Source organism: Flavobacterium sp. NRK F7 (assembly GCF_024054195.1).
GTDB lineage: Bacteria > Bacteroidota > Bacteroidia > Flavobacteriales > Flavobacteriaceae > Flavobacterium.
This window is the reverse complement of sequence record NZ_JAMXLB010000001.1, coordinates 2,158,823-2,185,649: the sequence shown is the minus strand read 5'-3', so window position 1 is coordinate 2,185,649 and position 26,827 is coordinate 2,158,823. Positions and strand designations below refer to the sequence as shown.

General features: G+C 31.4%; 19 protein-coding genes. 14 read left to right on the top strand and 5 right to left on the bottom strand.

Translation table 11 applies throughout. The features are described from left to right. Positions 1 to 99: 99 nt before the first annotated feature. The 6 genes from NHF47_RS09725 to NHF47_RS09700 all read left to right on the top strand — a co-directional run bounded on the left by NHF47_RS09725 (position 100) and on the right by NHF47_RS09700 (position 10,198). Entirely contained in the window at positions 100 to 735 is a 636-nt protein-coding gene (locus NHF47_RS09725; protein ID WP_252764732.1) for a DUF1579 domain-containing protein, read from the top strand. Positions 736 to 857: 122 nt separating this feature from the next. Then, positions 858 to 2,447 (top strand): endonuclease, encoded by a 1,590-nt coding sequence (locus tag NHF47_RS09720; RefSeq protein ID WP_252764731.1) that lies wholly within the window; start codon positions 858 to 860, stop codon positions 2,445 to 2,447. Between the two features lie 179 nt (positions 2,448 to 2,626). Beyond that, positions 2,627 to 6,274, top strand: a complete 3,648-nt coding sequence (gene purL, locus NHF47_RS09715) for a phosphoribosylformylglycinamidine synthase (RefSeq protein ID WP_252764730.1) — start codon at positions 2,627 to 2,629, stop codon at positions 6,272 to 6,274. Positions 6,275 to 6,358: 84 nt separating this feature from the next. Then, the gene (locus NHF47_RS09710) at positions 6,359 to 7,075 is read left to right on the top strand and encodes a hypothetical protein (RefSeq protein ID WP_252764729.1); all 717 of its coding nucleotides are present in this window, start codon (positions 6,359 to 6,361) and stop codon (positions 7,073 to 7,075) included. Positions 7,076 to 7,298: 223 nt separating this feature from the next. Next, on the top strand, positions 7,299 to 9,566 hold the full coding sequence (locus NHF47_RS09705; protein ID WP_252764728.1) for a S9 family peptidase: 2,268 nt from the start codon (positions 7,299 to 7,301) through the stop codon (positions 9,564 to 9,566). 89 nt (positions 9,567 to 9,655) lie between these two features. Beyond that, positions 9,656 to 10,198: an STM3941 family protein gene (locus NHF47_RS09700; protein ID WP_252764727.1), complete on the top strand. Its 543-nt coding sequence runs from the start codon at positions 9,656 to 9,658 to the stop codon at positions 10,196 to 10,198. 72 nt (positions 10,199 to 10,270) lie between these two features. On the opposite strand, the gene NHF47_RS09695 is transcribed toward NHF47_RS09700, so the two are convergent. The 5 genes from NHF47_RS09695 to NHF47_RS09675 all read right to left on the bottom strand — a co-directional run bounded on the left by NHF47_RS09695 (position 10,271) and on the right by NHF47_RS09675 (position 18,277). Beyond that, the gene (locus tag NHF47_RS09695) at positions 10,271 to 10,657 is read right to left on the bottom strand and encodes a methylglyoxal synthase (RefSeq protein ID WP_252764726.1); all 387 of its coding nucleotides are present in this window, start codon (positions 10,655 to 10,657) and stop codon (positions 10,271 to 10,273) included. Between the two features lie 39 nt (positions 10,658 to 10,696). Then, positions 10,697 to 11,548: a BadF/BadG/BcrA/BcrD ATPase family protein gene (locus tag NHF47_RS09690; RefSeq protein WP_252764725.1), complete on the bottom strand. Its 852-nt coding sequence runs from the start codon at positions 11,546 to 11,548 to the stop codon at positions 10,697 to 10,699. 125 nt (positions 11,549 to 11,673) lie between these two features. After that, positions 11,674 to 12,684 carry a type I glyceraldehyde-3-phosphate dehydrogenase gene (gap, locus tag NHF47_RS09685; protein ID WP_252764724.1) on the bottom strand — a complete coding sequence of 337 codons (1,011 nt, stop codon included), beginning with the start codon at positions 12,682 to 12,684 and terminating at the stop codon, positions 11,674 to 11,676. A 52-nt stretch (positions 12,685 to 12,736) separates the two neighbouring features. Continuing rightward, complete coding sequence (gene pfkA, locus NHF47_RS09680; protein WP_140999141.1) at positions 12,737 to 13,723, bottom strand: 6-phosphofructokinase; 987 nt, start codon at positions 13,721 to 13,723, stop codon at positions 12,737 to 12,739. A 135-nt stretch (positions 13,724 to 13,858) separates the two neighbouring features. Next, a complete protein-coding gene (locus tag NHF47_RS09675; RefSeq protein WP_252764723.1) occupies positions 13,859 to 18,277 on the bottom strand; it encodes a translocation/assembly module TamB domain-containing protein in 4,419 nt (1,472 codons plus the stop codon). 192 nt (positions 18,278 to 18,469) lie between these two features. Here NHF47_RS09675 and tsaD point away from each other — a divergent pair, with 192 nt between their 5' ends. The 8 genes from tsaD to NHF47_RS09635 all read left to right on the top strand — a co-directional run bounded on the left by tsaD (position 18,470) and on the right by NHF47_RS09635 (position 26,826). Beyond that, a complete protein-coding gene (tsaD, locus tag NHF47_RS09670) occupies positions 18,470 to 19,489 on the top strand; it encodes a tRNA (adenosine(37)-N6)-threonylcarbamoyltransferase complex transferase subunit TsaD (RefSeq protein WP_252764722.1) in 1,020 nt (339 codons plus the stop codon). Position 19,490: 1 nt separating this feature from the next. Then, complete coding sequence (locus NHF47_RS09665) at positions 19,491 to 20,195, top strand: 16S rRNA (uracil(1498)-N(3))-methyltransferase (RefSeq protein ID WP_252764721.1); 705 nt, start codon at positions 19,491 to 19,493, stop codon at positions 20,193 to 20,195. Between the two features lies 1 nt (position 20,196). After that, positions 20,197 to 20,835, top strand: coding sequence for a DUF4159 domain-containing protein (locus NHF47_RS09660; protein WP_252764720.1), 639 nt, complete (start codon positions 20,197 to 20,199; stop codon positions 20,833 to 20,835). Positions 20,836 to 21,015: 180 nt separating this feature from the next. Continuing rightward, positions 21,016 to 21,975, top strand: a complete 960-nt coding sequence (locus NHF47_RS09655) for a zinc metalloprotease (protein WP_252764719.1) — start codon at positions 21,016 to 21,018, stop codon at positions 21,973 to 21,975. A gap of 229 nt (positions 21,976 to 22,204) precedes the next feature. Next, positions 22,205 to 23,149 carry a zinc metalloprotease gene (locus tag NHF47_RS09650; protein ID WP_252764718.1) on the top strand — a complete coding sequence of 315 codons (945 nt, stop codon included), beginning with the start codon at positions 22,205 to 22,207 and terminating at the stop codon, positions 23,147 to 23,149. 395 nt (positions 23,150 to 23,544) lie between these two features. Next, positions 23,545 to 24,495, top strand: a complete 951-nt coding sequence (locus NHF47_RS09645; protein ID WP_252764717.1) for a zinc metalloprotease — start codon at positions 23,545 to 23,547, stop codon at positions 24,493 to 24,495. Between the two features lie 64 nt (positions 24,496 to 24,559). Beyond that, positions 24,560 to 25,648, top strand: coding sequence for an AI-2E family transporter (locus tag NHF47_RS09640; RefSeq protein ID WP_252764716.1), 1,089 nt, complete (start codon positions 24,560 to 24,562; stop codon positions 25,646 to 25,648). Continuing rightward, positions 25,648 to 26,826, top strand: a complete 1,179-nt coding sequence (locus tag NHF47_RS09635; RefSeq protein ID WP_252764715.1) for a class I SAM-dependent methyltransferase — start codon at positions 25,648 to 25,650, stop codon at positions 26,824 to 26,826. Before NHF47_RS09640 ends, NHF47_RS09635 begins: the two co-directional genes overlap by 1 nt. The last annotated feature ends 1 nt before the right edge of the window (position 26,827 follow it).

Genomic DNA, 26,827 nt, shown 5'->3' with positions numbered 1-26,827 from the left:
TAATCAATTTATCGATTTTTTAAATAAATTGTTAAACATATGTTAATTGTAATCTTTTTTTTAGTATATTTGGTTAAAGAACCCTAAATAACTATCATTATGAGAGCAATTTTACCACTATTACTTATCTTTTCATGCCTGTATTCTTGCAAAGATATTACACCTAAAGCAGATGGGGAATACAATTTAGAAATACCCGAAGTTATTGTACAAAATGAATTGCCACCTGATTCTGCAACTGTAAGTAAAGCATGGGAAAAACACATGACTCCTACTAAAACTCATGAAATCATGGCTAATGACAATGGTGTTTGGGAAGAAGAATTAACCATTTGGGCTACCCGTAAAAGCGAACCTGTAAAAGCTACTTTCAGAGTTGAAAATAAAATGATTTTAGGGGGTAGATATCAAGAATCTACACATAAAGGAATTATGATGGGTGTTCCTTTTGAAGGTAAAAGCACTTTGGCTTATGACAATACAAGTCAAGAATACATTTCTACTTGGATAGATAATATGGGAACAGGTATTCTAGTAATGAAAGGCCACTTTAATAGTGATACTAAATCCATCAATTTAGAAGGTAAAACGGTTGATCCATTAACTCGAAAAGAGAAAAAAATAAAAGAAATCTTTACCTATATAGATAAAAACACCCAAAAAATGGAAATGTTTGATACTGACTATGATGGAAAAGAATTCAAAAGTATGGAAGCGATTTTAAAAAGAAAATAGAAATTAAACTATTTTTCAATATTAAGAAATTATTAATAAGTCTGTTAATAAATTAATAATACGTTAATTTTAGATTTGTTTTTTGTATTTAGATTTGCTAAATAACTAACACACAACAAACAATGAAAAAATTTAACGTATTATTTTTTGCAATTTTTATTGCATTCCTTTCTTATGCCCAAGCACCAAGTGGCTATTATTCTTCAGCAACTGGTTCGGGTTACACTTTAAAAACGCAATTATACAATATCATTAAAAATCACACCGATAGAGGTTACAGTGGTCTTTGGACAACTTACAGTACTTCTGATAGAGACCATCAAAATGAGAATGACAATACTATTTTTGACTTATACTCTGAAATTCAAAACGGTAAAGACCCATACAACTATAGTTATGGAACCAATCAATGTGGCACTTACTCAGGTGAAGGTAGTTGCTACAATAGAGAGCATATGATTCCACAATCGGTTTTTAATTCATCTTCTCCTATGGTTTCAGACGCTCATTTTATTACTCCTACAGATGGATATGTAAATGGAATTCGTTCAAATTATCCACACGGAAAAGTGGCTACGGCTTCAAGAACAACTAGAAACGGCAGTAAATTAGGCACAAGTGCTGTATCAGGCTACACTGGTACTGTTTTTGAACCAGTTGATGCTTTCAAAGGTGATATTGCTAGAATGTATTTTTATTTTGCCACTCGTTATGAAAATACGGTATCCAATTATAATTATGCTATGTTCAATAGAACAAGTAATCAAGTTTTTACAACAGCTTTTCTAAATATGCTGTTAGCATGGCATGCACAAGACCCAGTTAGCGCAAGAGAAATAGAAAGAAACAATGCTATTTATGCAAGACAAGGTAATAGAAATCCTTTTATTGATAATCCTAACTATGTAAATGCAATTTGGGGTGGTACATCAGGAGGTTCAACTGGTGGTGGTTCAACTGGTGGAGGAAGCACTACTACTAGAAGTGATTTGTATTTATCTGAATATATCGAAGGCTCCTCAAATAATAAAGCCTTAGAAATCAAAAATGAAACGGGAACATCAAAAAGTTTATCAAGCTATTCGTTAAAAAAACAAACGAATGGTGCTGGTTCATGGAGTTCTGCTTTAACGCTATCTGGAACTTTGGCTAATAATGGAAAATTTGTTATTGTAAACAGTTCTATTTCATCTACTTGTTACAGTACTTCAAATGCCAATTTATCTACTAGTTCAACTGTACTAACTTTTAATGGAAACGATGCGGTAGGTTTATTTAAAAATGGAGTGCTAATTGATATTATTGGTAATTTTAATGGTGGTTCAGCCAATTTCGCAGCAGATGTAACATTAAGAAGAAAAGCGACAGCGACAGCTCCTAAAACCTCTTACAGTAGTTCAGATTGGGATGTTTATACTACCAATACTTGTGGTGGTTTGGGAAATAGAATGTCAGAAGAAATAGCTGAAAAGGAAGATGTAATCGATATTAAAGCCTATCCAAACCCTAATAAAGGTACTTTTACCATCGATTTTAATACCAATAATGCGGTGTTTTTAGTTGAAATTTATTCCACTTTAGGCCAAAAAATTTATCAAAAATCGGTTGAAAAACAAAATCAATTACAAATCGACAATCTTCAAAAAGGAATTTATTACGTAACGATTTCGAATGTAGATACACATAAAATGTTACGTATTATTGTAGAATAATTTTTAGTTGAAATAAGTTCAAAACCTATCATTAACAGATGATAGGTTTTTTTGTTATTAAGTTGGTAAAATTATACTTTGAACTTCAATTTTTTTAAAATAAATTTGCAACATCAACAACAACTCCTGAGGTGAACCCAACATAGTAGGAACACCAAAGAATAAAACAATACAACACAATGATTCATTTCTTCGGAAACGAAAGTAACACTGTTTTTGCGGTACAAACGCAAAACGAACTTTCGGCAGAAAACATTTCAAAATTAAATTGGCTTTTTGGCAACACCAATAAAATAGAAAAATCCGTACTTGCGGATTTTTTTGTTGGACCAAGAGCAACTATGATTACACCTTGGAGTACCAATGCGGTAGAAATTACTCAAAATATGGGTATTAATGGTATTCTACGAATTGAAGAATTTCAAAAAGTTAATGCAGACTTTACCGAATTTGATCCCATGTTATCTCAAAAATATGAGGGTTTAAATCAAACTATTTATACTATCAACATTCAACCAGACCCTATTTTAGAAATTGAGGATATTGCACGATACAATCAAACGGAAGGTTTGGCTTTAAATGATGAAGAAATTGAATATTTAAATAACTTATCCCTAAAAATTGGTAGAAAATTAACCGATTCGGAAGTATTTGCCTTTTCTCAAGCTAATTCGGAACATTGTCGTCATAAAATTTTTAACGGTACCTTTATTATTGATGGATTGGAAAAAGAAACGTCTTTATTCAAATTAATCAAAAAAACTTCTGCTGAAAATCCAAATGATATTGTTTCCGCATATAAAGATAATGTTGCTTTTATTAAAGGACCAATAACAGAACAATTTGCTCCTAAATCGGCAGACAAACCTGATTTTTATGAGAAAAAAGAGTTTGAATCGGTACTTTCTTTAAAAGCCGAAACCCATAATTTCCCTACCACTGTAGAGCCTTTCAATGGTGCAGCTACAGGGTCAGGTGGAGAAATTCGTGACCGATTGGCAGGTGGCCAAGGTTCAATTCCTTTAGCAGGAACAGCTGTTTATATGACATCTTATTCACGTTTAACCAATAACAGAAGTTATGAAAACGGAATGCCTGAGAGAAAATGGTTGTATCAAACGCCAATGGATATTTTGATTAAAGCTTCTAATGGAGCATCTGACTTTGGTAATAAATTTGGCCAACCTTTAATTACTGGTTCTATTTTAACGTTTGAACATGAAGAAGAAGCACGCAAATTAGGTTATGATAAAGTCATTATGCAAGCGGGTGGAATTGGTTATGGTAAACTCGATCAAGCTATTAAAAAGAAACCGCAAACCGGTGATAAAATTGTCATACTAGGAGGCGAAAATTATAGAATTGGAATGGGTGGTGCAGCTGTTTCTTCAGCAGACACAGGTGCGTTTAGTTCTGGAATTGAATTAAATGCCATTCAACGTTCTAATCCTGAAATGCAAAAAAGAGCGGCCAATGCCATTCGAGGTTTAGTAGAAAGTGACAACAACCCTATTGTTTCCATTCATGATCATGGTGCTGGTGGTCACTTAAATTGCTTGTCTGAATTAGTAGAAGAAACGGGCGGTTTAATCGATTTAGACCAATTGCCAGTTGGAGATCCTACCCTATCAGCTAAAGAAATTATTGGTAATGAATCCCAGGAAAGAATGGGATTGGTTATTGGGAAAGAAAATATTGAAACTTTGGAACGCATTGCGGAAAGAGAACGTGCTCCAATGTATCAAGTAGGTGATGTAACCGGTGATCATCGTTTTACTTTCGAAAGTAAAACGACAGGTGCCAAACCGATGGACTATGCTTTAGAGGATTTCTTCGGAAGTTCACCTAAAACCATCATGACCGATTCCACTGTAAAAAGAAACTATACTGAAATCGTTTATTCGCAAGATAACATACCAACTTACCTTGAAGAAATCTTAAAGTTAGAAGCAGTTGCGTGTAAAGATTGGTTAACCAATAAAGTAGATCGTTGTGTGGGTGGAAAAGTAGCTAAACAACAATGTGCAGGCCCCTTACAATTACCCCTAAATAATGTAGGTGTAATGGCCTTAGATTACAAAGGTAAAGAAGGTATTGCAACCTCTATTGGTCACGCTCCTATTGCTGCTATTATTGATCCAAAAGCTGGAAGCAGAAATGCCATTGCGGAAGCCTTGTCTAACATCGTTTTTGCACCTTTAAAAGACAATTTACAAAGTGTGTCTTTATCTGCCAATTGGATGTGGCCTTGTAAAAATGAGGGTGAAGATGCGCGTTTATATGAAGCTGTGGAAGCGTGTTCGCAATTTGCAATCGAATTAGGAATTAATATCCCAACGGGTAAAGATTCGCTTTCGATGAAACAAAAATATCCAAATGATGAAGTTATTGCTCCTGGAACCGTTATTATTTCTGCTGTAGGGAATTGTAACGATATTACTAAAGTAGTAGAACCTGTTTTTCAAAAAGATAAAGGTTCGGTATATTATATTAATTTATCACAAGATACTTTTAAATTAGGGGGTAGTTCCTTCGCTCAAACACAAAATAAAATTGGATCTGAAACACCAACCATTATAGATAGTAGTTTTTTCAAGAAAGCATTCAATGCCATTCAAGAAGCTATTAAAGCCGATACCATTGCTGCGGGTCATGATATTGGAAGTGGTGGTTTGATTACGACTTTATTAGAAATGTGTTTTGCTGATATTCATTTGGGAGCCAACTTAAATTTGAGTTCGTTAAACGAAAAAGACTTAGTAAAAGTATTGTTCTCAGAAAATATTGGAATTGTTTTACAGGCTAATGAAGATACTGCTTTCGAAAAAGCAATGGAAGGTATCGAAATTTTTAAATTAGGAAAAGTTTCTAACAGCGGAATTTTAGAACTTGGACATCTGACTTTCGATATCAACAAATATAGAGAAATGTGGTTTGAAACCTCTTTCCTACTCGATCAAAAACAAACTAAAAATGGAAAATCGTTAGAACGTTTTGAAAACTTTGCAAATCAACCTTTACAGTATGCTTTTCCAAATCACTTTACTGGTTTAGCTCCTGTCATTTCTGGAGGAACAAGACCAAAAGCAGCGGTTATTCGTGAAAAAGGAAGTAATTCGGAACGTGAAATGGCAAATGCGATGTATTTAGCAGGTTTTGATGTAAAAGACGTACACATGACCGATTTAATTTCGGGACGTGAAACCTTAGAAGACATTCAATTTATTGGTGCTGTAGGAGGCTTTTCAAATTCTGACGTTTTAGGAAGTGCTAAAGGTTGGGCCGGAGCCTTTTTATACAATGAAAAAGCCAATACCGCTTTAAAGAACTTCTTTAAACGTGAAGACACTTTATCGGTGGGTATTTGTAATGGTTGCCAATTAATGATGGAATTAGAATTAATTCATCCAGAGCATGAAGTACATGGTAAAATGCTACACAATGAATCGCACAAACACGAAAGTGGTTTTACTTCTGTAACCATACAAGAAAATAATTCGGTGATGTTAAAAACTTTAGCTGGTAGTACGCTAGGTGTTTGGATTTCACATGGAGAAGGAAAATTCAATTTACCCTATAATGAAGACCAATATAATATTGTAGCTAAATATGGTTACGAAGGCTATCCTGCTAATCCAAATGGTTCTGATTACAATGCAGCGATGTTGTGTGACAATACAGGAAGACATTTAGTAATGATGCCACATATTGAACGTTCAACTTTCCCTTGGAACTGGGCACATTATCCAAAAGACAGAAACGATCAAGTTTCTCCATGGATAGAAGCTTTTGTAAATGCAAGAGAATGGATTGAAAAAAGAAAATAAATAAAATGAAAGGCGAATCAAAAGATTCGCTTTTTTATCTTTATCATATTTTTAATATAATAAAAATTTATATAAACTAGGAAAATGAAAACTCCTCAAGACCATATTGAATTTTATAAAGAACAAGAGCAAATTTTTACTAATGGTTTAGTATACTGTCAAAACCTAACTGAGGATAAACTTTATCTTTCTATATTTAATATTGAACAAATATTTATTTGTAATTTAATGATTGGTCTGATTGAATGGAGAATAAATCAAAATCCCAAATTACAGCTAATAAAAGCAATAACCCATTTTGAAAAAGAATTATCTAAATTAAAAGAACTGGAAGATTATAAAAAATTTCAGAATCCATTTTTAATAATTACTGCTAATTATTTTGCTTATCTATGTAATCAAGAGTGTAATTTAGATATAAATCCATTAGTAACAAAAGATGAACACTATAATATTGAATATTATTTATTCAATTCGATATCTAAATCATCTAATTTTAAGCCTGAAATTGAAACAAGTTTTTATAAAATTAATAAGAGTAAAAAACACAAATTAGTATTCGATTCGTATACAAATTATTTTCAAATTTTAGAAGCTTTTGAGAATAATGAAAATCTAAATAATAAAATAGAAATAGCTGAATCACTTTTCACAAAAAGAGCTAATAATTCATATTATTCCAATTGTCATAAAATTGATGGAGGGTATTTAAACAATAATCTAGTAATTGATTTTAGATTAGCCGTAATTTTAAAAAAAATAGATTACAAGGGCAATTCTATTCATAAATGGAATTGGTAAAACATTTTTAAACAAGAGAACCTATTTATGTTAATAAACCCAATAGACCTAAAACTTATTTATCAAATTTAAATCAATATTTAAAACGAACATGTAACATTTTTTGTTAAATCTTGTCTTATGAATAAAGAGGATTATTTCTAGAGTATCTTCTTTATACATCATCAATCACTATCAAAAGAAATCAAAAATAAATGATTTTCTATAACTAAAACGTTAAGACATGAAAACAAAAAATCTAATTATTTTACTACTTATGAGTATTACCACACAAGCCCAACAATTTGTTGGAGATTGGAAAGGAACACTAGATGTGCAAGGAATGAAACTAGAAGTTATTTTTCATATGGCACAAAAAGACAACAATTACACGACCACTATGGATGTACCTATGCAAGGTGCTTCTGGAGTACCAATTGATAAAACCGAAGTTAACAACAATCATATTACTTTAAAAGCAGCCTCTTTAGGCATTGAATTTAAAGGGGAATTAAAAAATAAAGAAATTGTAGGGGAATTTCACCAAGCCGGTATGAATTTACCGTTAACACTAACTTCTTTTGAAAGTAAACTACCTGGAAACACTGATTTACCTTCGTCTAAGGAAGAATTAGAACAATTAAAATCCTACGACAAAGGCAATTATAAATATTCCGTATCAGATTATTTTGCGAGACCAAAAGCTTCTGGTTTCCAATTATCTCCAAACGGTAAATACATGTCGTATCGTGAAAAAGACGAGAACAACAAACGTCATATTTACGTAAAAGAATTGGCTACTGGAAAAGTACAAAGAGCCATTGAAGAAAAAGAAGAATTGGTTCGTGGTTATGGTTGGATCAATGACGAACGCTTATTTTTTGCAATGGATAAAGGTGGTGATGAAAATTATCATGTGTATGCGGTAAACTTAGACGGTAGCAACTTAAAAGACCTCACCCCTTTTGATGGAGTTCAAGCAAGTATTCAAAATATTTTAAAAGAACAAAAAGATTATATTATTGTTTTGATGAACAAAAACAACAAACAAGTTTTTGAGCCTTTCAAATTGAATATTGTTACAGGAGCATTAGAGCAATTGTATAAAAATGAAGATATTGCCAATCCAATTCAAGGGTATGAATTTGACAAAGATGGAAATCTTAGAGGGTATAGCAAATTAGTAAATGGTGTACAAAACCAATTGTATTACAAAGACAATAAAACAGGAGAATTCAAATTACACACTACTACAAATTGGGACGACACCTTTGGAATTATCAGCTTCAATTATGCTTCAAAAAACAAAGATGAAGCGTATGTACTTACCAATTTAGATAGCGACAAGACGCGTATTGTTTTATATGATTTGGCAACCAAAAAAATAATTAAAGAGGTATTTTCTAATCCTACATTTGATGTAAGCGGTTTGAACTTATCTCGTAAAAGAAATTATGAAATTGATAATTTTTCGTATGAAGGAGAAAAAAACGAGATAATTCCAGTAAGTAAATTATACAAAGAAATATATGGCTTAATGGAAAAAGAGTTTCCAAATAAAGAAGCCTATATAGTGGATAAAGATGATAATGAAACACAATTTTTAGTTATTGTTCAAAGTGATAAATTATATGGTACGTATTATCAATACGATGCTAAAACTAAAAAATTCAAACTTTTATACGATTTAATGCCACAGCTTAAAGAAGCAGATATGGCAGAAATGAGACCTATCAAATTTACCAGTAGAGATGGAAAAACGATTTATGGCTACATTACCTTACCTAAAGAAGCTTTACAAGGAAAAAAAGTACCATTAATTGTAAATCCACATGGTGGTCCGCAAGGAGTAAGAGATTCTTGGGGTTTTAATCCAGAGACCCAATTATTTGCAAGTCGTGGTTATGCTACTTTACAAGTAAACTTTAGAATTTCTGGTGGTTATGGAAAAGACTTTTTACGTGCAGGTTTCAAGCAAATTGGTAGACAATTAATGGACGATGTAGAAGATGGCGTAGCTTATGCAATTAAAGAAGGTTGGGTAGACAAAGATAAAATTGCTATTTATGGTGGTAGTCATGGTGGTTATGCAACCTTAATGGGATTAGTAAAAACACCCGATTTATATGCTTGCGGTGTAAACTATGTTGGAGTTTCTAACATTTTTACTTTCTTCGATTCGTTCCCAGAATATTGGAAACCTTATAAAGAAATCGTAAAAGAAATTTGGTATGACTTAGAAGACCCAAAAGAAGCCGCTATTGCTAAAGAAGTATCTCCAGTTTTCCAAATTGACAAAATTAAAAAACCTTTATTTGTGATTCAAGGTGCGAATGACCCTCGTGTGAATATTGCAGAATCGGATCAAATTGTAACGGGTTTAAGAGCCAAAGGTTTTGAAGTGCCTTATATGGTAAAATATGATGAAGGTCACGGATTTCATAAGGAAGAAAATTCGATTGATATGTATGAAGCTACTTTAGGGTTTTTAGCTAAAAACTTGAAAAAATAAGTAATAAATAACTTGATACAACAAGAGGCAATTTCCAAAAAAGAAATTGCCTCTTGTTATAAAATTAATTTATCTTTATAAATAAAAAAATGGAGCAAAAAACAGAAATCCCATTAAGCAAAAAGAAAATGCTTTTATCGTTAGCAGGTAGCCTTTTATTTGTACTCTTAGGTGTATGGTTTATACTCAAACCGCATCAATTGAGTCATGGCCCTTTAAGTAATCCTATTTTAGTTACAATTGTAGGCGTAGTAAGTATTCTGTTTTTTGGTGCTGTTGCTATTGTTATACTCAAAAAAATGAAAGGAAATCCCATTGGTTTAACCCTATCCTCAGAAGGTATAATAGATAATTCGAGCGGTGTTTCAAGTGGACTAATTCTTTGGGACGATATAGTTGACATTACTACTACCACAGTAGTAAACCAAAAATTTGTATTAATTCTAACGAAAAACCCTGAAAGCTATATTAATAGGCAAACGCAAATTTTGAAGAAAAAAACCATGCAAATGAACTATAAATCGTATGGTTCTCCTATTTGCATTTCTGCGAATGCGTTACAAATCAATTTTGAGGATTTACACCAAATGGTTTTGGAATATTTTTCTAAATACAAAACGGTTGCGCTTTAAACACAGTCAAATAATCGAACAACTATAAATTGGAAAATCCTCATAAGGATTAATTTCCTATTACAACCTAATTTATTTCAGTTCATCCAAACCATACAGCAATAATTGTGCTGTGGCTTCATTTGTAGCCAATGGCACGTTATGCACATCACAAATCCGAATAAGCATCGAAATATCGGGTTCGTGAGGATGACTCGAATTTGGGTCTTTAAAGAACAAAACCATTTTCGTTTTTCCTTCAGCCACTCTAGCTGCAATTTGTGCATCACCTCCTAACGGTCCAGAAAGCATTTTTTTAACTTTTATACCAATAGTTGCTACCCTTCCACCTGTTGTTCCAGTGGCAATTATAGAAATATTTTCAGCTTGTAAAATGGCTTTATTTTTATTTACAAACTGAACCATATCTGCTTTTTTTCCATCATGTGCGATAATCGCAATTTCAAATTTCTTTGTCATAGGAGCAAATATAAAAAATCCCGAAGAATCGGGATTGTATTATTTATTTAATATATGATAGGCGATTAGTCCATCAATTGGTCTTCGAAGAATATTACCCACTTGAATATCATATTGTTGTAATTTTTCACTCAATTCTTCTCTTAGATAAAAAGCAATCGAACCTACAAAATGAACGGGAACATCTTTATAGTTTTCAAATTGCATGATATAATTTTCAATAAAAGCTTCTAGTTCTTCTTTGATATATTTTTTACAAAAATCATTGTCTTTATGCTTGATTAAAAATTTGGCAAACGTAGCTAAATACGCATTTGGATTCGGCTCTTTGTACAATTTGTTCTTGATAAAATCAGGATCTACATTAAAGGTTTTTTCAAAATCTTTTGCCATATCCTGAGGCATTTTATTGAAATAATATCCTCTGATTAAATGTCTGCCAAAACGATTACCACTACAATCATCCATAGCAATATAACCTAAAGATTGCACTTTTTGATGCAACACTTTTCCATCAAAATAACTACAATTAGAACCCGTACCTAATATACAAACTATGGCTTTTTCATTTTTAGGAGTGGTGGCATAAACCGCAGCATACGTATCTTCATGAACCGTAACTTTTGCATTTGCAAAATATTCTTCAAATACAGATGCTAAAAAATTTTTCATTCTATCGGTTCCACATCCAGCACCATAAAAATAGAGATTCGATGCTTTTGCTTTATTATGAGAAATATCAAATTTATCTTCTAAACGAGCAATAATTTCTTCTTTGCTCAATACTTCAGGATTTAATCCTAAAGATTGGGTAGTAAAAATAACTTTTCCGTTATCGTCTATAGCTATCCAATCGGCTTTAGTGGAGCCACTATCTACAAGTAATTTCATTTTTGTTTTGGTTAGTATGGTTGGTTAAAAATCCAAATACAACTATTTGGTGATTAATAGTAGCGCTACAATGAGATAAAAAATCCTGCACTACAAAAAGGAAATGCAGGATTTTTATAATACTATTATTTTACAGACATAACGTGTACTGATAAATCTAATAATTTAGAAGAATATCCATATTCATTATCGTACCAAGAAACCAATTTAAAGAAAGTAGAGTTTAAACCTATTCCTGCTTTAGCATCCACAACCGATGTTCTAGTATCACCCACAAAATCTTGTGAAACTACATCATCTTCTGTATATCCTAAAATTCCTTTCATTGAAGTTTCAGAAGCATTTTTAAGTACATTCAAAATTTCTTCATAAGTCGTTTCTTTCGCTAATTTAACTGTTAAATCTACAACTGAAACATCCACTGTAGGCACACGGAAAGACATTCCTGTAAGCTTTCCATTCAAAGCTGGAATTACTTTCCCAACCGCTTTCGCAGCACCAGTAGAAGAAGGAATAATATTTACAGAAGCAGCACGACCACCTCTCCAGTCTTTTCTAGAGGGACCATCTGCAACCATTTGTGTTGCTGTTGAAGCATGAACTGTAGTCATTAATCCTTCTACGATTCCAAAATTATCATGAATTACTTTAGCCAAAGGAGCCAAACAGTTTGTAGTACAAGAAGCGTTGGAAACAATAGTATCTGTAGCTTTTACTTCGGTATGGTTTACTCCCATCACAAACATAGGAGCATCAGCAGAAGGAGCTGAAATGACTACTTTTTTAGCACCACCATCTATATGCGCTTGTGCGGTTTCTAAAGTGGTAAAAATACCAGTACACTCAGCCACAACATCAACGTCTACCTTTGCATCATCCCATTGAATTAATTTTGGATCTCTTTCAGCTGTAACACGAATAAATTTATCGTTTACATATAATTGACCGTCTTTAACTTCAACTTTTCCATTAAAACGACCATGAACTGAGTCATATTTTAACAAATAAGCTAAATGCTCTACATCTAACAAATCGTTAATGGCTACAACTTCTATATTATCTCTATTAAATGATTCTCTAAAAACAATTCTACCGATTCTTCCGAATCCATTAATTCCTAATTTTACTTTTGACATTTTTTACTCTTAATTTTAATACGTTATTTTTTGGTTTAATTTGTTGCTAATATTAAGTAGACATAATATCCGAAACGCGAAGTAGTTCTTTATCTATTTCAGTATGCCCTTTAATAGCTTGTTCTAAAGGTGTTAATGCCACTTTATCATTAAGTAATCCTACCATGAAGTTTGACTTTCCTTCTAAAATAGATTCTACTGCTTTTACTCCTAATCTTGAAGCTAAAACACGATCAAAACAAGAAGGAGAACCTCCTCTTTGCATGTGACCTAAAACCGATACCCTAACATCATACTCGGGCATGTTTTCTTCCACATAATCTTTTAATTCAAAAACAGTTTTACCTATTTTATCACCTTCAGCAACCACTACGATACTAGAAGATTTTCCAGATTCTTTACTTCTTTTTAAAGATTCTAATAATCGATCTAATCCTAAATCTTCTTCTGGAATTAAAATTTCTTCCGCTCCAGCACCAATTCCTGAATTTAAAGCGATATGACCCGCATCTCTTCCCATTACTTCCACAAAAAATAATCGGTTATGCGAAATAGCAGTATCTCTAATTTTATCAATAACTTCTACCACTGTATTTAAAGCCGTATCATATCCTAAGGTATGACTCGTACCAAAAATATCGTTATCAATGGTTCCTGGAATTCCCATTACTGGAAATCCATATTCTTTATTAAATACTTCCGCTCCCGTGAAAGAACCATCTCCTCCAATTACTACTAAAGCTTCTACTCCTGCATTTTTTAAATTTTCATAGGCTTTTTTTCTGCCTTCCACAGTCATGAATTCTTTTGATCGAGCCGACTTTAAAATGGTTCCCCCTTTATTAACGATGTTGTTCACAGAACGAGGTCCCATTTCTTTAAAATCACCTTCAATCATTCCTTGGTATCCTCTATAAATACCAATACATTCTACATTATGATAAGCACAAGTTCTTACCACTGAACGAATAGCAGCATTCATTCCTGGAGAATCTCCACCAGAAGTAAGCACACCTATTTTCTTAATATTTGGCAACATTATTTTTATTATTTATCGTAAATTTAAAAAAGGAAAATGGAATATTTGGCTATTTTTATCAAATATTAAATTTTATACTAAAATTCAATCGTTTTCGTTAATAACTTTTTGTTTTTTAATATAAAAATTGAAGAATTACTCTATTTCAGGAACATTTTCTAATTCCTTATTTTTTTCTTTTTCTTCTTCTATTTCTTTGTTTTTTCTAATATAGTAATACTTATCCCATAATTCTTCAGAATCAGGTATATCGTCATTAGAAGATGAAGTAGCATTTTTATCTTTATTTTTCGTGAATATTTTTCGAAACATTTCTCCGAATGTATCAAAATCTAAGGAATAACTAAGTCCTAAACCTTGTGTATAGCCAATCCCTTCACCTATATTATAATTAATATCGTTTTCTCTATTGAATACTCTAGCTCTCAAAGAACCATCTTCATTTAATTGTAGTTGTACTTCTACATCTCCTACTAATACAGATTCCGTTACACCACCAACTGGAACTCCGACTTTTCCATTAATCGAAATTTTGTCGTTAATTTGAGTACTTAATGTTAATCCTACACGACCTGAAATTTGATTGATTCTATCTGCTTGGTCATAATTCACACCCACTTGCAATTTAGAATCCTCATCGGAAATAATATCATTAAATAACGAACTGGCTTTTTCAAATAAAGATCCATAAGCAACACTTCCTGCATTTTCTGGAGTAGTAAAGGAGCCAAATGCTAATAACGCAAAAGCTTGATTTTGACGCACATCTTTATTCTGTAAACGATAATCAATTTCACTTTTAAAAACACTACTCACCGTTGGAAAATTGATATTAAAATCGGGTTCTGGATTACTTAAACTACCATTTATAACAATTGAAACTTCTGTAGGTAATTTTCGATTTGTATTAAAAGAAGAACTCTCAATTAAAACAGATGGATTTGCCTGTGTTTTGTAAATCGCTTCCAAATTTAAAATTGCGCCAAGTGGGTCACCTTCCCAGCGAATCGTACTCCCTTTTTTAACCACAAACTTTTTATCAATTAAACCCGCTTTTTTGAAATTATATTCTCCTTCTTGTACTTGAAAATCACCATACATCAAAAACTTTCCTAAGGTATTAATTTCCATTCGCATCGAACCATAACCATTGCCTTTCATAGAATGTCCCGACTCACGATCTAAAATTACCTCAATCCAAGCATCAGTATCAATATCAAAATCCAGACTCAGTTCTAAACCATTATATTTATTATTCCCAAGGATATTTTTTTTATTGGAACGCAAATCTTCTTCTTTAATAAACGTATAATAAGGCTTTTTACCTACATCTTCAGCATCTCGAACAGGAATTTTAATGGAAGTTCCTTTTTCCGATTCTCCGGTTACTGTAACTAATAAGGATTCTATTCTTCCACTAATTCTTGCAGATCCATTTAAAAAAGCGGTACCATAATAATACGCATCTTCAGAGTCTTTCGTATTTAAAGCTAAGAGGTTATTTGTACGCACTTCTAAATCCAATTCCCAATCTGAAAATTTATCATGTTTTACAGAACCTCTTAACACACCTTTCGTATCAAATTGCGTATCGGTAATGACAATATTTCGAAAAAGAAACTCTTTTTCAGTTATATCGACAATTGCGTTCTTCTCAAAGTCATAATCCACATTTAAATAAGGTGCTTTTAAACCCGCATCATTCAAATACAAACGACCATCTACTTCAGGATCTGTAACCAATCCTCTAATGGTTGCACTACCTGTTGCATCGCCACGCACATCTGTAATTACATTTCCTATTAAAGAACCAAAAGGAGCCAAATCGAAGCGACTAAAAATAGCTTCCATATCCAATGTGGATTGATTGTTTCGATACTTTAAGGTTCCGTTTAGATTAAATCGCTCAGTTCCTTTCTGAACAATGTAAGAATCAATATCAAATTCATTAAACGCATCATTCCCTTCCACTAATAAATACATATCTCCAACAGGATAGGTGTTTATTTTTAAACTATCAATATGAACATTAGAAAGCGGCTTATAGTAATTTTTATCTTGTTGAAATTTAATAAAACCATTCAATTTTCCATCTAACGAAATACTATCTAAAGAAGGTGTGACTTTGTCTAAATCAACATCATTAAAGGTTAAATTGAAGTCTTTATAGGTAGAATCTTTCATTTCCCCATAAAAATCCATGTTCTGATTGTTATGCGATAATCTGATTTTTTGAAATTTAAAATCTTTGAATTTTTTATCAAAAATAATCTTATTATCGTTATTCTCTTCTTCATTAATAAACCATAAATAATCTTTGAAATTAACTTCCGATTTCTTGAAACCAATTACTGATTGCTTATTTTCGTCAATAGTATGATAAATATTTAATGAAAAATTATCTTCTAATTTAGTACCTCCTTTAAATTCGGAACGAACAAAAAGGGTATCGTTCATGGTTAAATTAATCAAATTAAAATCTGATATTTTATAATTTTTCGTACGAATGGAATCCATTTCAATGTAGGTATTATATAACGGATTCTTATTGTCGATATCAATTTTTATCTTTTTAAAATAATTACCAAAAGCCAAAACACTTGGTGAAGAAAAATCAAATTCAAATTTTCCTAAATCGGCATTAATTTTACCTTTAATTTTGGTGTTTTCAGAAATGGACACTTCAGGCACAAAAATATCTACGATTTTATTATAAATAGTAAAATTAAAATCTAAAAATTGTCCTTTTTGAAGCTTGTTTGGAGAATAATTGGCATACAAACTACCAACTGCATTTTCTACAATTTTTCTTACTTCATTAATTTTGAATTTACCTACTACTTTTCCACTAATAATATCATTTGAATTAATGGTAATGGTTCGTACACGGTCTTTATCAAAACTTGAATTCAATTGAAAATCTTCAAAATAATAATTATCTCTATCATTTTGATACGATACATTTTCAACTTGAAGTTCACCTTCTAAATCATCTAAGGTATTTCCTTTCGCTAAAAATTCAACTTTCCCTTTAAAAATAGAAGTGGAATCAATTTTAGAAAATTGTAATGCATGTAAATCAGCATAATCCACATTGGCTTTAAAGTTATAATTCTTTACTTTGGAACTTAAATCGACCAAGCCATCAAAATCCATACGTAAATTAGGATCATTACTATTGAAATACCCTTTAAAATAAGGCATTTTCATTTTACCATCCACAGTAATATTTGTGTAATTATAGTGATTGTAATAAAACTGACTTACTTTTCCTTTTACATTTGTATTTAGATATTTTTCATTAAATCCTTGTCCTTCAACGTCTAAATTAAGGGTTACTTTACCAATTTCTGACTCATTAATAAAGGTTCCTAAATTAAAATCATTTAAAGTGACATTTCCTTGATAAGTTGCATTGTCGATGTTAGATAAATCTTGGATGGATAAATTGGTTATAATGGTTCCTAAAACCGAATTGATAGTTACATCTGAGTTGATATAATCTGAAGTTAATTCTACATCACCTACCAAATTTACATTTCCTAACTTAACTAGAGAAGACGGCAAACTATTTCCTAAAATATTAGGTAAAATAGCTGTTAAATTGTAATAATTGGAATTAATTTTTTTAAATTCACCTTTAATATAGAAAGATTCTTCTCTATTGAATAAGTTTTTAAATTGAACGGTTCCAGATATATTCGAATCATTACTGTCTCGAAGATGTAAATTTTGAGTGGTAAAATTATTTAAAGTCCCAATTAGATGGGTATCAATATCAAAAACATTATCCTTACCAAATTCATTATAAAAATAATTTAAATCATTTGAAGCAATCATCGCTTCATCCATCTGAACATCAAAAATTACTTTATTATTAAAATCAGCAAAATCAGTGCGTTTATATCTTAGTTCTACTTTCCCTTTTAAAGAAGATTCTTCAGTAAGCAGGGTTAACTGTTCTAATAAAATATTCTTTTTAGTATAGGTGAATGCTGCGGTTAAATTTTTCACAAAAAGTCCTCGATGATCTTTAAAACTTAAGGTTTCAATAAAAGTAGTCACATCGGCACCTTTAATAAAAAAATCTTTGATATTTCCATTTAACTCAGTAAAATTTAAAATTTTTGGTTGTTGTAAATTTTCATTTACATAGGTTAATTTACTATTCACTAAAGTCAATTCTGTAGCTTTCATTCTAAATTTACCAGTTGAAGGCTTGCCATCATCGAAGGATTCAATAAACTTATCTATATTGGTAAAATTTTCACCTTTGTATTGCTTTAAATTAAAAGTGAGTCCATCCAAAATCGCATCACCTAAATACGGATGCCCATTATTGTATAATTCTTTTACACTTAAAAGGGAAGTATTTAATCTTTTAATAAAAAAGAGGGTGTCTTTATGATGGTCTCTTACCAGTATCCCTTTTAGTTTTACAGAACCAAAAGCGGTTAATGTTACCTTGTCAATAGATATATCAGTATCAAATTCTTTGTTCACCTGATTTGTAGCATATCTACCTAAAGCAGTTTGCACAAATGGTAAAGACAAAAGTACCCCAGATACTAATATAAAAATCAGTAAAAACAGAATTGTTCTGAGGAATATTTTTTTAAATTTTTTGATACTATAAATTGTTTAAATTTGTCACGAAAAAGAAAAACTATGGAATAATCTACAAAAATAATCATTTTTGTAAGATAATTACAATTGACCTTATGCAAATTTCATGCCCTTTTTAAGATGAAAAAAAACATATATACACTTGCTATTGAAAGTTCTTGTGATGATACTTCAGCTGCTATACTTTGCAACGATAAAGTACTCTCTAATATTGTAGCTAGACAAGCTATTCATGAAGAATATGGTGGCGTCGTTCCTGAACTAGCTTCTAGAGCGCATCAAAAAAACATTGTTCCTGTTGTTGATGTAGCCTTAAAAAAAGCAAACATTACTAAAAATGATTTGGATTGTATCGCTTTCACACAAGGTCCTGGACTTATGGGGTCTTTATTAGTTGGTGGTTCCTTTGCTAAATCAATGAGTATGGCATTACATATTCCTCTCATTGCAGTGAACCATATGAAAGCACATATTCTAGCACATTTCATTGACGAGGAAAATTTTGACAAACCTACTTTTCCATTTATTGCTCTTACTATAAGTGGTGGTCATACGCAAATAGTTCAAGTAAATAGTTTTTTCGATTTAAAAATTATTGGAGAAACCACAGATGATGCAGTTGGTGAAGCTTTTGATAAATCCGCAAAAATATTAGGTTTACCTTACCCAGGAGGGCCATTAATTGATAAATATGCCCAAGAAGGAAATCCCAAAGCTTTTACATTTACTAAACCCAAAGTAGATGGCTTAGATTTTAGTTTTAGTGGTTTAAAAACTCAAATTCTATATTTTATTCAAAAAAATCAAGCCGAAAACCCTAATTTTATTGAAGAAAATAGAAATGATATCTGTGCTTCAATCCAACACACAATTATCACTATTTTAATAGACAAACTGAAATTAGCAGTACAACAAACGGGAATAAAGCAAATTGCTATTGGAGGAGGTGTATCAGCGAATAGTGGTATTCGTAAAACTTTAAAAGAAACAGAAAGTAAATGGGGATGGAAAACCTATATTCCAAAATTCGAATATACAACTGATAATGCTGCCATGATTGGAATTGTAGGATATTATAACTATCTTGAAAATAATTTTGATACCAATGACATTGTTTCTAAAGCGCGAATAGAATTCTAATATGCAATTATTTTATAATCCTGACATAAAAAGTGGTGACACTCTATTTACTTTTGACAAAGAAGAAAGTAAACATATTGTGAAAGTTCTAAGAAAAAAAGAAGGTGATTTTATTCAGCTATCTAATGGGAACGGGTATCTTTTTAAAGGTGAAATCACCCTTGCATCAGATAAAAAGTGTCAAATCGCAATAAAGGAAGTACAATTTTTTGAAGCCAAAAAATATAAACTTCATATTGCTGTAGCTCCAACTAAAATGAACGATCGCTATGAGTGGTTTTTGGAAAAAGCTACCGAAATAGGCATCGATGAGATAACTCCCATTATCTGTGATCACTCGGAACGAAAAGTTTTTAAAACAGATAGAGCTGAAAAAATAATTCAAGCTGCTATGAAACAGTCCTTACAATATTATTTACCAACAATACACGAACCTATTCGTTTTACTGACTTCTTATCGCAAAACCATCCACAATTAAAGTGTATTGCACATTGCGAAGAACAAGATAGAAAAGCATTTAAAGATGTTGTGGTTGGTAATGAAAATATTTTAATTTTAATTGGACCTGAGGGTGATTTTTCAACACATGAAATCGATCTAGCCATATCTAAAAATTTTATTCCAGTAACCTTAGGAAATACTAGATTACGAACAGAAACTGCTGCTGTAGCGGCTTGCCATACTGTAGCATTAATAAACGAATAATATGAATCGATATTTATTTATAGTACTTCTTCTTTTTAATTTAAGCTCCGCTCAAGAAATAGCAGTTTTAAAGTATTCTGGCGGTGGGGATTGGTATGCAAACCCTACCGCTTTACCAAATTTAGTTCAGTTTTGCAATCAAAACATCAATACAAAAATTACACCTAAAATCGCTACGGTTGAAGCTAACAGTTCTGAAATTTTTTCTTTCCCTTTTATACATATGACAGGACATGGTAATGTTATTTTTTCGCCTAATGAAATTGAAAATTTAAGAGACTACCTTATTTCTGGTGGCTTCCTTCATATCGATGACAATTATGGTATGGATGAATATATCCGAAAAGAAATCAACAAACTTTTTCCACAAAAAGCTTTAGAAGAAATCCCTATTTCACATGCTATTTTTCAAGGTCCTTACTCTTTTCCAAATGGATTACCTAAAATTCATGAACACGATAATAAAAAACCGCAAGCCTTTGGTATTTTTATTGAAAATCGATTAGTACTTCTATATACTTACGAATGCGATTTAGGTGATGGTTGGGAAAATCCTGAAATTCATAATGACCCTAAAGAAGTAAGAGAAAAAGCACTAAAAATGGGTGCTAACATTATTAATTACGCATTCAAACACTAAAACCTTTAAAACATACTCAAAAGTTTAATAGTATCATTGCGGATTTTGCAATTATATAGAAATCTTTTTTAGAAAACAATATCCCAATCTCAAATATTTTTGAAAAACGAAACTTTTTTTGACATAATATTGTGCTGTTATAAAAATAACATAACCTTAACACTTAACAAACAAATAATTATGAAAAAAATCGTTGTATTAGCGTCTGTGCTAATTTTAGGTTTTTCTTGTCAAAATGAAGACAAGAACGTTGATGGAGAAGCAACTTCTAAAGAACTTGCAGCTGCTGCCCACAGAGGATGTGCTTCTGAAGAAGTTTTACAAAGACAACTTAATGAGGATCCAGGATTAGCTCAAAGAATGAAAGAGATAGAATTACAAACAGCTGAAGCTATTTCTCAAGGAAGAATCGTAAATGGAGTATTAGAAATCCCAGTTGTAGTAAACGTTTTATACAGAACTTCTGCTGAAAACATTTCTCAATCTCAAATTCAATCTCAAATTGATGTATTAAACAAAGATTTTAATGCTCAAAATTCAGATTTCAACACTGCAAATAATCCTTATTCAAGTGTACGTGCGAATGTAGGAATTCGTTTTGTTTTAGATGCGATTTACAGAAAATCAACTACTAAAACTTCATGGGGAACTAATGATGCTTGTAAAAAAACAGCTAATGGTGGTATGGCTCCAACTTCACCAACTACTAAATTAAATCTTTGGGTTGCAACAATTGGTGGTGGAATTTTAGGATATGCACAATTCCCTGGTGGATCTTCTTCTACAGATGGTGTTGTTATTGATTCAAAATATTTTGGTACAACTGGTACAGCAACATATCCATTCAACTTAGGTAGAACAGCTACTCACGAAGTGGGACACTGGATGAATTTACGTCATATTTGGGGTGATGCAACTTGTGGCTCTGATTTAGTTTCTGACACACCTACACATAATACTGCAAATTACGGAGTTCCTGCTGTGGGCCATAGATCAACTTGTTCAGGAACACCACTTGAGATGTACATGAACTATATGGATTACACTGATGACAGAGGAATGTATATGTTCTCCAATGGTCAAAAAAGCAGAATGTTAGCTATCTTTAATGTTGGTGGTTCTAGAGCTTCTTTCAGATAAAAATAAAATAAAAATGTATTTAAAAGCCATCAAATATTTGATGGCTTTTTTTTATTTAATCTAATTAAATAAAAAATTTCACAGTTAAAAAACACATTACTTCGATAAAATAATAAATTATTAATTTTTATAAAAAAAATTAACATTATTTTTTATTTTAATTATTTTTTTTTCTAAAATTGTCACATTAACACAAACAATTTATTAACAACAATTAATTAAATCAATTATGAAAAAAGTTTTTTTATCAATGTGTGCAATGATGCTTCTGTTTTCTTGTAATAACGAAGATAAATCTGTAGAAGAAACAACAGAAAGCGCAATTGCACATCGTGGTTGTGCAACTGATGAAGTACTACAAAGACAATTAAAAGAAGACCCTGGGCTAGCACAAAGAATGAAAGAAATTGAACTAGAAACCAAACAATTTATTAGCGAAGGGAGAATTGTCAATGGTGTATTAGAAATTCCAGTAGTATTTAATGTTTTATACAGAACATCTGCGGAAAATATCTCACAATCTCAACTACAATCTCAAATTGATGTATTAAACAATGACTTCAGAGGTTCAAACTCTGATTATAACTCAAGCAACCCATACAATAGCGTTAGAGGAGCAATCAATGTTCGTTTTGTATTAGATAAAGTTGTAAGAAAACAAACCACTAAAACTTCATGGGGTACCAACGACGCAATGAAAAGAACATCTTCTGGCGGTATTGCTCCAACTTCTCCAACAACTAAACTAAACTATTGGGTTTGTACTATTGGAGGAGGAATTCTTGGATATGCACAATTCCCTGGTGGTTCCTCTTCTACCGATGGAGTAGTTATTGACTCAAAATATACCGGAACCAATGGAACTGCTACATATCCATTCAACAAAGGCAGAACTGCAACTCATGAAGTGGGTCACTGGATGAATTTACGTCACATTTGGGGTGATGCTACTTGTGGTACAGATTATGTATCTGACACACCAACTCATAATGCACCTAACTACGGAGTTCCTTCAACAGGCCACAGAAGTACTTGCTCAGGAACACCTTTAGAAATGTATATGAATTATATGGATTACACAGACGACAGAGGAATGTATATGTTCTCAAAAGGTCAAGTATCTAGAATGGCCGCTATATTTAGCAGTACTGGATCTAGAAGATCATTTAGATAGTCATAATTTTAAACTATTACATCACTTACAAAAGCCCTTAACTTTAAGGGCTTTTTTTATTAGTAATTGTAATCAAAACCATCAAAGCCAAACTACACCTAAATAAAATGAATAAAAAACCGTACTATTTTTCCTAAAAAATCATTTTTAAAACAAAAAAAATTACTCTAAAAAAAACTACCAAATAAACTTTTTTTAGCTTTTTATTAACTTTTTATTAAAATTACAGAATTCGTAAAAGCCTTTAAAAATAAGGAGTTTAATTACATATAATTACTCTTATTAACAGTTTTTACAAATAATATGTAAAAATTTTATACAAAAAAATAACATTATTAATATTTAATGTTATATAATTGCAATGTAAATATATTAACAACCAAACAATTTACATTATGAAAAAAATTTTTTTAACAGTTACAGCAGCTATGCTTTTATTTTCTTGTAATAACGAAGATAACTCGGTAACAGAAACACCAGAAGCTTCAGTAACAGCTCACAGAGGTTGTGCATCTGATGAAGTTTTACAATGGCAATTAAAAGAAGATCCAGGATTAGCTCAAAGAATGAAAGACATTGAGATTAAAACTGCTGAAATGATTAGTCAAGGTAGAATCGTAAATGGCGTTATGGAAATACCTGTTGTATTTAATGTATTGTATCGTACATCTGCTGAAAATATTTCTACAGCTCAGTTACAATCACAAATTGATGTATTAAATAAAGATTTTAATGCACAAAATTCTGATTTCAATACTGCAAACAACCCATACTCAAGTGTACGCGCTAATGTTGGAATTCGTTTTGTATTAGACGCAATTAACAGAAAATCAACATCTAAATCATCTTGGGGAACAAGAGACGCTATGAAAAAATCTAAAAGAGGTGGTATAGATCCAACTTCTCCAACTACTAAATTAAACATTTGGGTATGTACTATTGGAGGTGGAATTTTAGGTTATGCACAATTTCCCGGTGGTTCATCTGCAACTGATGGAGTTGTGTTAGATTCTAAATACACTGGAACAACTGGAACTGCAACATATCCATTCAACTTAGGTAGAACTGCAACTCATGAAGTAGGTCACTGGATGAACTTACGTCACATTTGGGGAGATGCAACTTGTGGTTCTGATTTAGTAGCAGATACCCCAACTCATAATACAGCTAACTACGGAGTGCCTCCAGTAGGTCATAGATCTACATGTTCTGGTACACCATTAGAAATGTATATGAATTATATGGATTATACAGATGATAGAGGAATGTATATGTTCTCAAATGATCAAAAAAGCAGAATGTTAGCTATCTTTAACGTAGGAGGTTCAAGAGCTTCTTTCAGATAAGAAAGAAAAATATTTTATTTTAAAACTCGCTAGTAATTAGCGAGTTTTTTTTTATTTTTGGTTCATGACATCAAAAGAACTTTCTATTGGATTATTACGTACTATTTTTATACTTATTGGTGTAAGCATTGTTGTTTTTCTTTTATATAAAATAGCCACTGTAATCGTTTATTTAATTATAGCTGTAGTCTTTTCTTTAATAGCCAATCCTTTAGTTCAATTTCTAAAAAGCAAATTAAAATTTGGAAATACACTAGCCGTAATTACAACATTACTTTTTTTTCTTTTGCTCATCATTTGCTTTATCTTATTATTCGTTCCTCTAATTTTATCTCAAGGCGAGAATCTTTCATTATTAGATATCAATTCCCTGGAAACTAGTTTTAATGATATGACTACCAATATAAGCGTGTATTTAGAATCACACCATATCAATCTAAAACAACTATTTGATTCATCGTCCTTATCTTCAAAAATTAATTTCAATTTTATTCCTGACATTTTTAATGGAATTATAAACACTGTAGGTAATTTTGGAATGGGACTTGCCTCTGTCCTCTTCATTTCATTCTTTTTATTAAAAGAAAAAGAGCAAGCCTTTCGAATTTTTAAATTTGTACTTCCCAGAAATCATAAATTAAAAATCCTGGCTTCTATGGAGAAAATTCAACATTTGCTTTCTCGCTATTTTATAGGTTTGTTATTGCAATTGTTCATTATATTGATACTCTACCTTATTATATTTTTAATTTTTGGTGTTCAAAATGCTTTTATAATTGCCTTATTGTGTGCAGTCTTAAACATTATACCTTATTTAGGTCCGCTTTTAGGTATGATTGTAGCCTCACTACTAATAATGATTAGTGGTATTGGTGCTGATTTTATTCACACTACTTTGCCTAACACCTTATATGTAATTTGTGGAATGTTAGTAGTACAGTTAATAGATAATAATTTAAGTCAGCCTATCATTTTTTCAAAAAGCACTAAATCACATCCATTAGAAATTTTCTTAATTATCATTTGCGCTGGAATTTTATTTGGTATTACTGGTATGATAATAGCTGTTCCTACTTATACCGCTTTAAAAGTAATTGGAAAAGAATTTTTACCCGAAAATAGAATCATAAAGGCCCTAACTAAAGATATTTAATGAATCCTTTAGAAATCTTATTAAACGAAGATATTCAAAATTTTATCAATACTAATTTAGATAAAGATACCAATCAATTAGCGTTACAAAAAAACAATTTTGATGTCGATTACATTCGTATCATCAATCAAATTGTAGCCAAACAGAAAGCGAAATTCAAGTTACCTACTTGGTTTACAACTTCAAAAATCTTATATCCTTCTAAAATTTCCATTGAGCAGACCTCTTCTGAAAAAACGGCGGAATACAAAGCTTCCCTTATTTCTGGAGAAAGTTTAATTGATTTATCTGGTGGATTTGGAGTGGATGATTATTATTTTTCCAAAACCTTTAGAGAAGTGATTCATTGTGAAATCAATACTGAATTATCTCAAATTGTAAGCCATAATTTCAAGCAATTGCAAATCGAAAATTGTACGTGTCACATTGGTGAAAGTAGCGTTATATTAGAAAAATTAAACCGTAAATTCAGTTGGATATACGTAGATCCTTCACGAAGAAATGATTCCAAAGGAAAAGTTTTTTTATTAAACGATTGCGAACCCAATGTTCCTTTATTGTTACCAAAATATTTCAATTATTCCAATCACATTTTAATCAAAACCGCACCTTTATTAGACATTCAATCTGCTTTAACAGAATTAGATTTCGTAAAAAAAATACATATTATAGCACTTGAAAATGAAGTAAAAGAATTGCTTTGGGAAATTGAAAAAGGGCATACAGGAGAAATCCTTGTAAACGCAGTAAACCTTGAAAAAAACGATACTAGTATTATTACAACCTCTTTAAATAAAAGCTATAGAGCTACATATTCCCTTCCAAAAAACTATTTATATGAGCCTAATGCTGCTATTTTAAAATCAGGTAATTTCAATGCAATTTCACAACTATTTGAAATCGATAAACTACACCAACATTCACATCTGTATACCTCTGATGAAAAAAAAGTATTCCCAGGAAGAAGTTTTTTAATTAATGCAATTGTTCCCTTTCAAAAAAAAGAAATCAAAACCCATTTAGAAAATCAAAAAATGAATATTACCACTCGAAATTTCCCAATTAAAGTAGATGAAATAAGAAAAAAATACAAAATTAAAGAAGGTGGCTCAGTTTTTGCTTTTTTTACCACAGATATTCAAAATAATAAAATAGTTTTGCTTTGTTCTAAAATTTAAA